This window comes from Erwinia sorbitola (assembly GCF_009738185.1).
GTDB lineage: Bacteria > Pseudomonadota > Gammaproteobacteria > Enterobacterales > Enterobacteriaceae > Erwinia > Erwinia sorbitola.
Genome location: NZ_CP046509.1, coordinates 327013 through 340932, shown reverse-complemented (window position 1 = coordinate 340932; position 13920 = coordinate 327013). Strand labels below are relative to the sequence as shown.

Annotated in this window: 9 protein-coding genes; 1 reads left to right on the top strand and 8 read right to left on the bottom strand. The window is 55.1% G+C overall.

Annotated features, from left to right (window positions below; all coding sequences use genetic code 11):
* Window positions 1-13 precede the first annotated feature (13 nt).
* From malQ to glpE, 5 genes are all read right to left on the bottom strand, one after another.
* Window positions 14-2083 carry a 4-alpha-glucanotransferase gene (gene malQ, locus GN242_RS01435; RefSeq protein WP_154754365.1) on the bottom strand — a complete coding sequence of 690 codons (2070 nt, stop codon included), beginning with the start codon at window positions 2081-2083 and terminating at the stop codon, window positions 14-16.
* Window positions 2064-4496, bottom strand: coding sequence for a maltodextrin phosphorylase (gene malP / locus GN242_RS01430; protein ID WP_156286812.1), 2433 nt, complete (start codon window positions 4494-4496; stop codon window positions 2064-2066). The genes malQ and malP overlap by 20 nt, the downstream gene beginning before the upstream one ends.
* 298 nt (window positions 4497-4794) lie before the next feature.
* Window positions 4795-5553, bottom strand: coding sequence for a DeoR/GlpR family transcriptional regulator (locus tag GN242_RS01425; protein WP_156286811.1), 759 nt, complete (start codon window positions 5551-5553; stop codon window positions 4795-4797).
* Window positions 5554-5565: 12 nt separating this feature from the next.
* Window positions 5566-6384: a rhomboid family intramembrane serine protease GlpG gene (gene glpG / locus GN242_RS01420; protein WP_154754363.1), complete on the bottom strand. Its 819-nt coding sequence runs from the start codon at window positions 6382-6384 to the stop codon at window positions 5566-5568.
* Window positions 6385-6497: 113 nt separating this feature from the next.
* Window positions 6498-6821 (bottom strand): thiosulfate sulfurtransferase GlpE, encoded by a 324-nt coding sequence (gene glpE / locus GN242_RS01415; RefSeq protein WP_154754362.1) that lies wholly within the window; start codon window positions 6819-6821, stop codon window positions 6498-6500.
* A 237-nt stretch (window positions 6822-7058) separates the two neighbouring features.
* Here glpE and glpD point away from each other — a divergent pair, with 237 nt between their 5' ends.
* Window positions 7059-8570, top strand: coding sequence for a glycerol-3-phosphate dehydrogenase (glpD, locus tag GN242_RS01410; protein WP_156286810.1), 1512 nt, complete (start codon window positions 7059-7061; stop codon window positions 8568-8570).
* A gap of 79 nt (window positions 8571-8649) precedes the next feature.
* On the opposite strand, the gene glgP is transcribed toward glpD, so the two are convergent.
* The 3 genes from glgP to glgC all read right to left on the bottom strand — a co-directional run bounded on the left by glgP (window position 8650) and on the right by glgC (window position 13920).
* Window positions 8650-11097 carry a glycogen phosphorylase gene (glgP, locus tag GN242_RS01405; RefSeq protein WP_154754361.1) on the bottom strand — a complete coding sequence of 816 codons (2448 nt, stop codon included), beginning with the start codon at window positions 11095-11097 and terminating at the stop codon, window positions 8650-8652.
* Window positions 11098-11118: 21 nt separating this feature from the next.
* Window positions 11119-12552 carry a glycogen synthase GlgA gene (gene glgA, locus GN242_RS01400; protein WP_156286809.1) on the bottom strand — a complete coding sequence of 478 codons (1434 nt, stop codon included), beginning with the start codon at window positions 12550-12552 and terminating at the stop codon, window positions 11119-11121.
* An 81-nt stretch (window positions 12553-12633) separates the two neighbouring features.
* A complete protein-coding gene (glgC, locus tag GN242_RS01395) occupies window positions 12634-13920 on the bottom strand; it encodes a glucose-1-phosphate adenylyltransferase (protein WP_154754359.1) in 1287 nt (428 codons plus the stop codon).

The following is a 13920-nucleotide window of genomic DNA, read 5'->3' as shown; positions in this document are numbered from 1 at the left end:
CGCTGCGCCGCGCTCATCTCCTGCGTCGTTTATCAACATCCTTAATCAAACGATTAACGCGATCATCGGCAAACATCGCCTCCAGGGTAGTGCTCAGTTTACGCCGCCAGTTGGGATACTGATCGGTGGTACCCGGCACGTTTACCGGCGCTGCCATATCCAGCCAGTCCTCCGGTTGCAGCCCGGTCAGTGCACAGTTGCTGTCGGCAATAAAGCGGTGTAATCCACGGTTCAGTACCGCCGTCATTATCATATTATCGGCACGTTTAGCGCAGCTTTTGGGCACGCAGCCATAGTGATGTAATGCCTCCAGCAATGCCTGTTTCTGCCGGGTGCGCTGCTCAAACAGCCCTTTCAGAATCAACTTATCCGGATAGACGCCAAGAGTTGCCCCGAGCGTTAAATCCCCGGCACTCCAGAAACCGCGCAGCGTTGGCAGATCGTGAGTGGTGGCGCTGGCCATGGACTGACGCGGCCAGTCCGACGGCGCACGGTAACGACCGTCGCTCTCCTGTTCGAAATAGAGCACCTTCCACGAATAGACGCCGCTATCACGCAGCTTGCTGACGATCTCCACCGGCACGGTACCGAGATCCTCACCAATCACCATGCACTGATGGCGCTGACTCTCCAGCGCAAGGATCGCCATTAAATCGTCCACCGGATAGTAAACATAGGCACCGAAGTTGGCCGTTTCACCGTAAGGGATCCACCACAGCCGCAGCAGCGACATCACGTGGTCGATACGCAGCGCACCGCAGCTTGCCATATTGGCCCGCAGCAGATCGATAAACGGCTGATAGCCGCGTGCCGTCATCACGTGCGGATCCATCGGCGGCAGCCCCCAGTTCTGCCCCAGCGGGCCGAGAATATCCGGAGGTGCGCCCACCGAGGCTTTCAGGCGGTACAGCTCGCGGTCACACCAGGTTTCCGCTCCTCCCTCAGCCACGCCGACGGCTAAATCACGGTAAAGCCCCACCGGCATCCGATGCTGCTGGCAGCACTGCCAGCACTCGTCAAACTGACAGCTCGCCAGCCATTGCAGCCACAGCCAGAAACGCACTTCGTCCTGGTGATCCTGGCAAAACTGCCGTACCGCGTCCTGGTCACCGTGCTGTAACGCTTCCGGCCACACCGGCCAGCCCCAAAGCGCCGGATCCTCCTTCAGCAGGGTGCAGTGCAGCGCATCATAAGCGGCCTGGTTCAACAGGCTGTCACCGCCAGCTTTAATAAAGGTAGCAAAGTTCAGCACGCTGGCGTCCTGGGCATCGCGCGTGGAAAACTGCTGCCAGGCAAGCCGCAGACCGTGGATTTTCAGCTCCCCTACCGCGGCATAGTCGACCCAGTCCGTATCCCGTGCGCTTTTAAGCAACCGCTGAGTGCTCTTTTTTTGCCACCAGCGCTGGGCCGCCGCGCTCTGCTGGAAGTCTGCTACCGCAGCCACATCGATATAGATGACATTCAGCCAGCGGCGTGACGATGGGCTGTACGGGCTGGCATTTTCAGGCAGCGAAGGATAAAGCGCGTGGATTGGATTAAGGCCGATAAAGGCCCCACCGCGCGTCGCGATCTCACCGACCATACGCTTCAGATCGCCAAAATCACCGATTCCCCAGTTATGTGCGGAGCGCAGCGTGTAGAGCTGCACACAGGCACCCCATAGCTTATCGCCACGTAGCAACTCTGCGGGTTCATAGCAGCGTTTTGGCGCGACGATAATCCGGCACGCCCACTGCTTTTTCCTCTGCGTCAGCAGCAGCTGATGATAGCCTTCCGGCAGATTCGACGGCAGCTTCAGCATCTCTCCCGCAGAGATTTCGCCGTAATAAGCTTTGCCCTGTTCACTGTTAAACTGCCACTGATACTCCCCCTTACCGCCTATTTGCAGCTGTTGAGTGCGCTTTTTCAGCAGCACCTGACAGGGTGGCAGCGGAGCGCTGCGCGCCTTTGGCCGTGCGGCCATCGCCGCCAGCAGCTTCTCACGCGTGTCAGGGCTAACCTCTTCAGGCTCTCCACGTGCATTAATATATTTCGCTGCAATACCAGCCGCCGCAGCGGCCTGCTCAAGCTTTTTTAAGTCCATCGCCTCTCCCGGGCCGTTTTACCTGCCAGATACGCTGCTGATAATCTCGAATGGAGCGATCGGAACTGAACATCCCTGTGCGGGCAGTGTTCAGAATCGCCGCTTTAGTCCAGGCTTCACTGTCGCGATACAGTGCCTCCACCCTCAGCTGTGCTTCGCAGTAGCTGGCGAAGTCAGCCAGAACCAGCCACGGATCGCCGCCTTTACCCAGACTGTGCAGCATCAAATCGAAAGCGTGCTTATCACCGTCGCTGAAGAAGCCCTTCTCCAGCTCTTTCAGCAGACCATCAAGATGTTTATCTTTTTTGCGCAGCTTCAGCGGATTGTAGCCTCCGGCTTTCAGCGCTTTTACCTCGTCCACCGTATTGCCAAAGATAAAGATATTCTCTTCACCGACCTGTTCGGCGATTTCCACATTGGCTCCGTCAAGGGTGCCCACGGTCAGCGCGCCGTTGAGCGCCAGCTTCATATTGCCGGTGCCGGAAGCTTCATACCCGGCGGTCGAGATCTGCTCGGAGAGGTCGGCTGCCGGGATCATCAGTTCAGCGGCAGTGATGCGGTAGTCAGGAATAAACACCACCTTGAGTTTGTCGCCTATCAGCGGATCGTTATTGATCCTCTCTGCCACCTTGTTAATGGCATAGATAATATTCTTCGCCAGGTAGTAACCCGGTGCAGCTTTAGCTCCGAACAGAAATACGCGTGGTACCACATCGAGCGCAGGATCCTCGCGCAGCCGTTTATACAGCGAGAGGATATGCATCAGGCCAAGATGCTGGCGCTTATACTCATGCAGGCGTTTGATCTGCACATCGAACAGCGCATGCGGATTGACCACAATACCGGTACGCTGCACGATATACTCCGCCAGCCGCAGCTTGTTGGCGTGCTTAATTTTCCGGTACTGCTCGCGGAACGCTTTATTGTCGGCAAACGCCTCGAGGCCTTTTAGCGCGTCGAGATTATTTGCCCACTCGACGTTCAGCGTCTTATCAATCAGATCGGCCAGCGCCGGATTGCACTGCTTCAGCCAGCGACGCGGCGTAATGCCATTGGTCACATTATGGAATTTCTCCGGCCACAGCAGGTGATATTCCGGAAACAGATCTTTTACCACCAGCTCAGAGTGCAGCGCGGCGACACCATTTACGGCAAAACCACTCACCACGCAGAGATTGGCCATTCGCACCTGTTTATCATGCACCACCGCCAGCTTTGCCCAGACCGCCTCATCGCCCGGCCACTGCTTCTCCACCACTTTCTTAAAGCGCCGGTTGATCTCTTTAATCAGAATAAAATGGCGCGGCAGCAGGGTGCGAACCAGCCGTTCATCCCAGCGCTCCAGCGCCTCCGGCATCAGCGTGTGGTTGGTGTAAGCAAAGGTATTGCTGGTGATTTCCCAGGCCTCATCCCAGCTTAACTGGTGTTCATCCAGCAGCACGCGCAGCATCTCCGGAATGGCGATGGTGGGATGGGTATCATTAAGCTGAATCACTTCATAGTCCGGCAGCGTATGCACACTGCGCCCGGCAAGGTGATGGCGGCGCAGGATATCGGCCACCGAACAGGCGCACTGGAAATATTGCTGCATCAGGCGCAGACGCTTACCTTCCTGATGATTATCATTGGGATAAAGCACCTTGGTCAGCTTCGCCGCGTCAATGCCCTGCTGCTCGGCGGCAAGGAATTTGCCATCGTTAAACAGCGTGAGGTTAAACGGATGGGCGTGCGTCGCCTGCCACAGGCGCAGCGGCTGTACCACGCCGTTATGATAGCCGGTAACCGGCAGATCCCAGGCTTCGCCGCGCAGGGTAAACGCCGGATGCCATGAGATATGCCCGTCGGCGTTTTTTATTATCGTCCCGCCGATACCAACGCTGACATCCAGGGCGGCATTATGGCGAAACCACGGATAACGTTCGCGCTGCCAGTCATCCGGCGCTTCAGTCTGATGACCATCCTCAAACGACTGACGGAATAAACCGTACTGATAATTCAGGCCGTAACCCGTTGCTGACTGACCGACCGTGGCCATCGAATCCAGATAGCAGGCTGCCAGGCGGCCCAGCCCGCCATTGCCCAGAGCCGGATCGACCTCCTCCTCCAGCAGCTCACTGAGGTTGCACTGATGTTCCGCCAGCGCAGCCTTAACCTCGTCATACCAGCCCAGATTCAGCAGGTTATTTCCGGTCAAACGGCCAATGAGAAACTCCATGGAAATATAGTTAACGTGGCGCTGATTTTTCGCAGCTTTAGCCGGAGGCTGCGCCGCCAGCATTTCCGCCAGCGCGCTACTGATAGCCTGCCACCACTGGTGGGCGGTCATCTCTGCGGCGTCGGTGTAGCCCAGATGCTGCCACTGTCGTGTCAGAGCTGCGTTAAAGCGCGACTTATTGAATTTCTGTTGCGACATACAGTCCCTCTTAATAGGTAGGCGAAAATGTGACAAAGGGCACCTTACAGTTAAGACGCCAATACGAAAAAAAGCTCACCGCAGAATGCGATGAGCGAAAAAAAAGCAAAAAATACAACTAGAGGGATACAACTAACCGGGCCAGGCAGCCCGGATAAAGCGCACGGTCATAGGGTGCAGAACAGGCTGCACGCCCGGCAAGGGGAAGGAGAGGGAAAAAGAGACTCTGGTTTAAGTATGAGTGAATTCGTTAAACGCGCCAGTGGCAGGCGGCCTTTTTTTCGGCCGCCTCAGGCGGTTAGCAAAGTTCCAGATGAACTTCGTGCTGTTCGATAGTTTTCATAACGCTGGGCGGTGGTGCCTGGTCGGTAAACAGATAGTCAATCAGCCCCATATTGCCGAGGTTAACCATCGCGTTACGACCAAATTTAGAGTGGTCGGCCACCAGCATGACACAGCGCGAATTTTCGATTATGGCGCGTTTAGTGCGCACTTCGTGGTAGTCAAAGTCGAGCAGTGAACCATCCATATCAATGCCGCTGATACCGAGAATGCCGTAATCAAGGCGGAACTGTGAGATATAGTCGAGGGTAGCTTCCCCCATAATTCCACCGTCACGGGTACGCACTTCGCCGCCGGCGAGGATCAGGCGGAAGTCGGGCTTCGCCATCAGCAGCACCGCCACATTCAGGTTATTGGTAACGATACGCAGATTGCTGTGATTCATCAGCGCATGGGCCACCGCTTCCGGCGTGGTACCGATATCAATAAACAGCGAGGCCCCGTCAGGGATCTGGCTGGCAACACGTTGAGCAATACGCGCCTTCTCAGCCGACCACATCATTTTACGATCCTGCCAGGCGGTATTTTCCGACGTGGAAGGCAGCGCTGCTCCGCCGTGATGGCGCTGAATTTTGTTATGCTCCGCCAGGTCGTTTAAGTCACGGCGAATAGTTTGCGGGCTGACGTTAAAATGCTCCACCAGTTCTTCGGTACTGACATATCCCTGACGGCGCACCAAATCGATGATGGCATCATGTCGTTGTGTCTGCTTCACACTCTTCCCCTTTTAACGTTTACCCGGACGCGTATCGACAAACGCCATTGCCAGCCCAACCACCAGCCCCGTAACATGCGCTGCATTGGCGATCGACAAACCAAACCAGCCAAAATATCCCACCAGCAGCCAGAGGACAGCGAACGCCATCAACCCCCGAGGCAGGAAGATCCCGCGTTCAGGATCGCGCTCACCACTCAGCCAGGAATAGCCCATCAGGGCATAGACCACGCCGGAAAGTCCACCGAACAGCACGCCGCTAAACTTAGCCTGCATCCAGCCGCTAAGTAGCGCAGAGATCAGCATAATCACAAACAGCTTGCCGCTGCCAAGTCGCTTCTCCAGCGTGCCGCCAAGATACCAAAACCATACCAGGTTAAACAGAATGTGTAACAGCGAGAAGTGGAGCAAAGCATGGCTGAACCAGCGCCACACTTCGAAGTGCTGGTCGGCATCAGGCCACGAGAGCAGACGCATCACCGCCCCATCGCCCAGCACCTGCATCATAATAAATACCAGCACGCAGGCTGCCATAACCGTCAGCGTTAATACCCCGGCGCGTTCGCGCAGGTTTTCCATCAGCGAGACATGCTGATAGTGAATACCGCTGTCGGTAGTGCCTGATGTCCAGCTTGCCGCCTGATAACGCACGTGATTGGGGTCACGAATAAACTGGTTAAGTTCGTTTTCGACCACCGTCAGCTGCGATTCGTCATCCAGCCACAGGGTGTAACCATTGTCATGTTCAATACGCAGCGTCACGCCGCGCGTCGCCATGTAGTCAACAAACGCCTGCGCCGGGCGCAGGTGGGTAAAATGGGTGATGCGCATAGTAGAAGCGACTTCCTTTCAGTCAGACCAGACAAAGCGGACAAACCGGCAGTATAACGTTTTCCCCTCACAGCGTGCAGAGGAAAGCGCGCTGCCCGGCCACAAGGCAAGCGTTACAGCGAGCTTATCTGCTGCGGGAAAGCAGCACGCCACGCTTCAAAACCACCATCGATGCTATAGGCAGCGCTAAAACCCTGATTGAGCAAGTACTGGGCGGCACCTTTGCTACTGTTGCCGTGGTAGCACATCACCAGCACCGGGCTGGTCAACGCAGTCTGAGAGATAAAATCGTGCAGTGAATCGTTGGTCAGATGAAAGGCACCGCTGGCATGAGCCGCAGCAAAACTCTGGGGGTCGCGAATATCAACCAGCAGCGCGTTATCTTCCGCGAGTTTCTGCTGCGCCTGCTGCACGTTGATGCACTCAAATTGTTCCATGGTGGGTTCTCGTCAAAAGATAAAAAAGTGACCAAATATCCCCCATTGTAGCCTGAAGCGCGCGCACAATAACCCGGTAATAAGAGAGGGTATATACTTTTCTTGCAGCAAATTTGTTACCTGCATCACGCATAATTGTTTTTATTTGGTTAACGCTGGCGTCAATGTTGGTTTGCGATTAATATAATGCTCGAAAACGAACATTATTGAAAGATTCCGAACATCGGAGGAGATGACGTGGAAACCAAAGACCTGATCGTAATCGGCGGCGGTATTAACGGTGCTGGCATTGCCGCTGATGCCGCAGGACGCGGCCTGTCAGTGCTGATGCTGGAGGCGCAAGATCTCGCCTGCGCCACCTCTTCTGCCAGCTCTAAACTTATCCACGGTGGCTTGCGCTATCTGGAACACTATGAATTCCGCCTTGTGAGTGAAGCGCTTGCCGAGCGTGAAGTGCTGCTGAAAATGGCACCCCACATCGCCTTCCCGATGCGTTTCCGCCTGCCACACCGCCCGCACCTGCGTCCGGCCTGGATGATTCGCGTTGGGCTGTTTATGTACGATCACCTCGGTAAACGTACCAGCCTGCCGGGCAGTAAAGGTTTGCGTTTTGGCTCAGACTCGGTGCTGAAGCCGGAAATCGTGCGCGGTTTCGAATATTCTGACTGCTGGGTGGACGATGCCCGCCTGGTGGTGCTTAATGCGCAGGAAATTGAGAAGCGCGGCGGCGAAGTACGTACCCGTACCCGTGTGACGCGCGCCTGGCGTGAAAATGGTCTGTGGACGGTAGAGGCTGAAGATATTGATAGCGGTAAAACCTTCACCTGGCAGGCCAAAGGCCTGGTGAACGCTGCTGGCCCGTGGGTCAAACAGCTGTTTGACGATAGCCTGAAGCTGAAGTCGCCGTACGGCATTCGCCTGATTAAAGGCAGCCATATTGTGGTGCCGCGCGTCCATACCCAGAAGCAGGCTTATATTCTGCAAAACGAAGATCACCGCATTGTCTTCGTCATTCCATGGATGGATGAGTTCTCAATTATCGGTACCACCGACGTTGAGTACCAGGGCGATCCGCAGAATGTGAAGATCGACGACAACGAAATCGATTATTTGCTGAAGGTGTTTAACGCTCACTTCAAGAAAGATCTGGGTCGCAGCGATATCGTCTGGACTTACTCCGGCGTACGTCCGCTGTGCGACGATGAGTCAGATTCTCCACAGGCCATCACCCGCGATTACACGCTGGATGTGCATGATGATGCAGGACAGGCGCCGCTGCTGTCGGTGTTCGGCGGTAAGTTGACCACCTATCGTAAGCTGGCCGAGCACGCAATGGAGAAACTGAGCAAATACTATCCGAATATCGGTGCGGCCTGGACGAAAAGCTGTGTGCTGCCGGGCGGTAACTTTGCCGGAACCCGTGAAGATTATGCAGCGACCCTGCGTCGTCGTTTCCCGTTTATTACCGAAGCGATGGCGCGCCACTATGCGCGTACCTACGGCAGTAATACCGAGCTGCTGCTAAAAGATGCCACCAGCCTGGAAGATTTGGGCGAGCTGTTTGGTCACCACTTCTACGAGGCGGAGCTGCGTTACCTGGTGGAAAATGAATGGGTTCGCGTGACCGACGATGCTATCTGGCGCCGCACGAAAGAGGGAATGTGGCTGAACGATGAGCAGCAGGCGCGGATCGCCGCATGGCTGGCCGCCCACGGCAAGAAACCAGCGGCGTTGTCGCTGGCATCATAATACCAACGGGTCGGGCGTGCCTGACCCCCTACATTATGTAATGGTGGGGCGAGGCATGCCTCGCCCTGTCTGACTCTGATTACAATCTTATCGGTTTTATTCCCCAGATCTCATCCGCATACTCCTGAATGGTACGATCCGACGAGAAATACCCCATATTGGCAATATTGTTCACCGCACAGCGTGTCCACTCTTGCTGATTACGATACAGCTTATCCACCTTATCCTGCGTATCCACATAGCTACGATAATCGGCCAGCAGCTGATAGTGATCGCCAAGACTCACCAGTGAATCAAAGATATTGTGGTAGCGCCCGGGTTCCTGCGGACTGAATACGCCGGTAGCAATCTGCGTCAGCACCTGACGCAGCTCCTCATCCTTCTCGTAATATTCACGTGAGTTATAGCCGTTAGTGCGCAGCTCTTCGACCTCCGGCGTGGTGTTGCCGAAGATAAAGATATTCTCTTTACCCACATGCTCCTGCATCTCAACGTTTGCCCCATCCAGCGTACCAATGGTCAGCGCACCGTTAAGCGCGAATTTCATATTACTGGTACCGGAGGCTTCTGTTCCCGCCAGTGAGATCTGCTCAGAGAGATCCGCCGCCGGAATAATGATCTGCGCCAGGCTGACCCCATAGTTGGGGATAAACACCACTTTCAGCTTATTTTTCACCTGCGGATCGTTATTGATCACGTTAGCCACATCGTTGATCAAATGAATAATATGCTTCGCCATGTAGTAGGCCGATGCGGCTTTCCCGGCGAAGATATTGACGCGCGGCACCCAGTCAGCGTTCGGATCGGCTTTAATCCGGTTATAGCGGGTGATCACGTGCAGCACGTTAAGCAGCTGACGTTTGTATTCATGGATACGCTTGATCTGGACGTCAAACATCGCACGCGGATCGATAACCACATCCAGCTTCTGACTGATATAAGCTGCCAGACGCTTTTTATTTTTCAGTTTGGCGTTCGCCACCTGCTCAATAAAGTTCGGGAAGTCGATATGCTGTTTCAGCTCGTCGAGCTGGCTCAGTTCGGTACGCCAGTTGCGGCCAATGGTATCGTCCAGCACATCGGACAGCGGCGGGTTTGCCAGTGCCAGCCAGCGGCGCGGCGTCACTCCGTTGGTTTTATTGCAGAAACGGCCCGGGAACAGTTTGGCAAAATCAGCAAACAGTGACTGCACCATCAGGTTGGAGTGCAGTTCCGAAACACCATTCACCTTGTGGCTGACCACTACCGCCAGCCAGGCCATACGAATACGCCGGCCGTTGTTCTCATCAATAATGGAGATACGCGCCAGCAGCTCCCAGTCATCCGGATAGTAATCCTGAATCGTTTTCAGGAAGTAGTCGTTAATATCGAAGATAATTTGCAGATGGCGCGGCAAAATCTTACCAATCATATCAACCGACCAACTCTCCAGCGCTTCCTGCATCAGCGTATGGTTGGTATAGGAGAAGACCTGACAGGTGATTTCAAACGCATCATCCCAGGTAAATTTATTCTCATCGATCAACAGTCGCATCAGCTCAGGGATCGCCAGCACCGGATGGGTATCGTTCAGATGCAGAGCGATTTTATCGGCCAGGTTATCGAAGGTCTGATGCATCGCCCAGTGACGGTGAAGGATATCCTGCACCGTGGCCGACACGAGGAAATACTCCTGACGCAGTCGCAGCTCGCGCCCGGAGTAGGTCGAGTCGTCGGGATAGAGCACGCGCGACACGTTTTCCGAGTGGTTTTTATCTTCCACTGCCGCAAAGTAATCACCCTGGTTAAATTTCCCAAGGTTAATCTCATTACTCGCCTGCGCTCCCCACAGCCGCAGCGTATTGGTGGCATCCGTATCATAGCCCGGGATAATCTGGTCGTAAGCGGTGGCCAGCACCTCTTCGGTTTCTACCCAGCGAGCGCGGCTGCCCTCCTGCTGAATACGCCCGCCGAAACGCACTTTATAACGGGTGTTAAAGCGCTGGAATTCCCAGGGGTTACCATATTCCAGCCAGTAATCCGGCGACTCTGCCTGGCGGCCATCAACGATATTCTGTTTAAACATGCCATATTCATAGCGAATGCCATAGCCACGCCCCGGCAGGCCGAGGGTGGCGAGCGAGTCGAGAAAGCAGGCGGCCAGACGACCAAGACCACCGTTGCCGAGGCCCGGGTCGCTCTCTTCCTCAATCAACTCTTCAAGGTCGAAGCCCATCTCTTCGAGCGCTGATTTCGCATCGTCATAGATACCCATCGCCAGCAGCGCATTTGACAGCGTGCGGCCCACCAGAAACTCCATCGACAGGTAATACACCTGACGCACATCCTGCGACAGCTGTGCACGGTTCGATCGCAGCCAGCGTTCAACCATACGGTCACGCACGGCCAGCAGGGTGGCATTCAGCCACTCATGCTTGTTGGCAATAGAGGGATCTTTACCAATAGTAAACATCAGTTTATAGGCAATCGAATGCTTGAGTGCATCTACACTGAGCGTCGGTGATGCATAGGAGAAAGGTGCGTTCATATCAAATTTCCCATTTTCTGGTTACAACAAACGTTGATAGAGATCGCGGTAGGCCACAGCAGCCACCTGCCAGCTAAAATCCATCCCCATGGCCTGGCGCTGAACATAGCGCCACAACGAAGGACGGGACCAGAGAACAAAAGCACGTCGAATAGCCCGCAATAACGACCAGGCATTACTGTCTTCAAAGGTAAAACCGCTGGCGATACCGTCTGCCAGATTTTCCAGCGAGCTGTCATTAACGGTATCCGCCAGCCCACCCGTACGCCGCACTAACGGCAGCGTGCCGTATTTCAATCCGTAGAGCTGAGTCAGGCCGCATGGCTCAAAGCGGCTCGGCACCATAATCACATCAGCGCCGCCGATAATGCGGTGTGAGAACGCTTCGTGATAACCGATCTGTACCCCTACCTGGCCCGGGTATTCCGCCGCAGCGGCAAGGAATCCCTGCTGCAATTCGGCATCACCCGCCCCCAGCAGCACCAGCTGACCGCCCTGCTCAAGCAGCCCCGGCAGCGCTTCCAGCACCAGATCCAGCCCTTTCTGTTTCGTTAAGCGGCTGACGACGGCAAACACCGGTGCTTTATCGTCGATCTTCAACCCCATGGTGATCTGCAACTGGCGTTTGTTCTCCAGCTTGGCGTCCAGCACATCACGGTTGTAGCGGGCATTCAGTAGCAAATCCTGCTCCGGATCCCAAATCGCCGGATCGACACCATTCAGAATGCCGGTCAGACGCCCTTCCAGCTGGCGCTGTTTCAGCAGATCTTCCATGCCGTAGCCAAATTCTGGATGGGTGATTTCACGCGCATAGGTCGGGCTGACTGCGGTGATATGATCGGCATAAAACAGCCCGGCCTTAAGAAATGAGATCTGACCGTAGAATTCCAGCCCGTGCATATTGAAGAATGACGCCGGAATTTGCAGCGTATCAAGATGCCGCGCCTCAAACAGCCCCTGGTACGCCAGGTTATGTACGGTAAATACCGACTTAGCAGGACGCCCGCGCGCGGCAATATAGGCGCAGGTCAGCCCGGCGTGCCAGTCGTGCGCGTGCACCACGTCCGGCCGCCACCATTCGTCCAGCCCGCATGCCAGCTCACAGCCCATCCACCCCAGCAGCGCAAAGCGCAGATGGTTATCGGCATAGGCATACTGCGATTCATCGTGATACGGGCTTCCGGGCCGATTGTACAAACCGGGAGCATCGATCAAATAAATACCCACACCGTCATAATGACCGAAATGCAACTCAACATACCCAGCAAAAGTTTGCAGCCGCGCCACCACCTGTGTGTTGGTAATGGCTTTGGTCAGAGCGGGAAAAGCCGGTAATAACACCCGGGTATCCATCCCTTCTGCAATTTGTGCCGCCGGTAATGCCCCAATAACATCAGCAAGCCCGCCGGTCTTTAGCAGCGGGAAAATTTCTGAACAGACGTGTAACACCTGCATTATCGGCTCCTTTTTTATCCTTCATACTTGCAGCTGCCTCTGTATTAGTGGCGACCTCAACTGATTTGGATAATGTTTGTGCTATCGCCAGCCAAGCTTCGCCAGCATAGTCCTTGTGACAAGAACGATCCCTTCTTCCGATCGGTGGAAACGCCGGGCATCATCATCCGGATTTTCGCCAATCACCGTTCCCTCTGGCAGCACGCAGGCGCGGTCTATTACGCAGCGGCGCAGACGGCAGGAACGTCCCACCTCCACATCCGGCAGTAATACCGACGACTCAATATTGCAGAAGGAGTTAATCCGAACCCGGGAAAACAGCACCGAGTTCACTACCACCGAGCCAGAGATAATGCAGCCCCCTGAGACCAGCGAATTCATTGTCATACCGTGGCTACCGGAGCGATCCTGCACAAACTTAGCTGGCGGCAGCGGCTCCATATGGGTGCGAATCGGCCAGGTACTGTCATACATATCCAGTTCCGGCATCACCGACGCGAGGTCAAGGTTGGCTTTCCAGTAGGCCTCCAGCGTACCGACATCGCGCCAGTAAGGTTCCGCGCTCTCATCATGCTGCACGCAGGAGAGGCTGAACGAGTGGGCCAGCGCTTCACCACTGGCAACGATTTTTGGCAGCAGATCTTTACCAAAATCATGGCTCGACTCCGGCAGCTCCTGGTCAATTTCCAGCAGACCGAAAAGATATTCGGCATCAAAAACATAGATGCCCATACTGGCTAACGCACGGCTGTCGTCACCCGGCATAGAAGGGGGGTTCTCAGGTTTTTCAAGAAACTCCACCACCTTGTTGTTCTCATCGACCTTCATCACGCCGAAGGAACTTGCCTCCTCCAGCGGCACCGGCAGGCAGGCGATGGTGCAGCGCGCGCCGTTTTCCACGTGGTCGATCAGCATGCGCGAGTAGTCCATCTTGTAGATATGATCCCCGGCGAGGATCACGATGTACTGCGCGTTATAGCGACGAATAATATCGAGGTTTTGCGTGACTGCATCGGCAGTACCGCGATACCAGAGTTCCGTCGAGAGGCGCTGTTGAGCTGGCAGCAGATCGACAAATTCATTCATCTCTTCATTAAGAAAAGACCAGCCACGCTGGATATGCTGTACCAGCGTGTGCGACTGATATTGAGTAATCACTGCAATACGCCGGATACCGGAATTCAGGCAGTTGGAGAGCGCAAAATCGATAATGCGAAACTTCCCGCCAAAGTGAACGGCGGGTTTTGCACGCTTGGCGGTCAGGTCTTTCAGACGCGTACCGCGGCCACCCGCAAGGATCAGCGCCACCGTTTGTGTAGGGAGTTGCCTTGCCAGCATTACAGGGTCGTTCCTATCTAATTTGACCAT

Coding starts and splice junctions, on each gene's coding strand:
- malQ (WP_154754365.1), bottom strand. CDS start 2,083: ATGGACTTAAAAAAGCTTGAGCAGGCCGCTGCGGCGGCTGGTATTGCA.
- malP (WP_156286812.1), bottom strand. CDS start 4,496: ATGTCGCAACAGAAATTCAATAAGTCGCGCTTTAACGCAGCTCTGACA.
- glpG (WP_154754363.1), bottom strand. CDS start 6,384: ATGCGCATCACCCATTTTACCCACCTGCGCCCGGCGCAGGCGTTTGTT.
- glpE (WP_154754362.1), bottom strand. CDS start 6,821: ATGGAACAATTTGAGTGCATCAACGTGCAGCAGGCGCAGCAGAAACTC.
- glgP (WP_154754361.1), bottom strand. CDS start 11,097: ATGAACGCACCTTTCTCCTATGCATCACCGACGCTCAGTGTAGATGCA.
- glgA (WP_156286809.1), bottom strand. CDS start 12,552: ATGCAGGTGTTACACGTCTGTTCAGAAATTTTCCCGCTGCTAAAGACC.
- glgC (WP_154754359.1), bottom strand. CDS start 13,920: ATGGTCAAATTAGATAGGAACGACCCTGTAATGCTGGCAAGGCAACTC.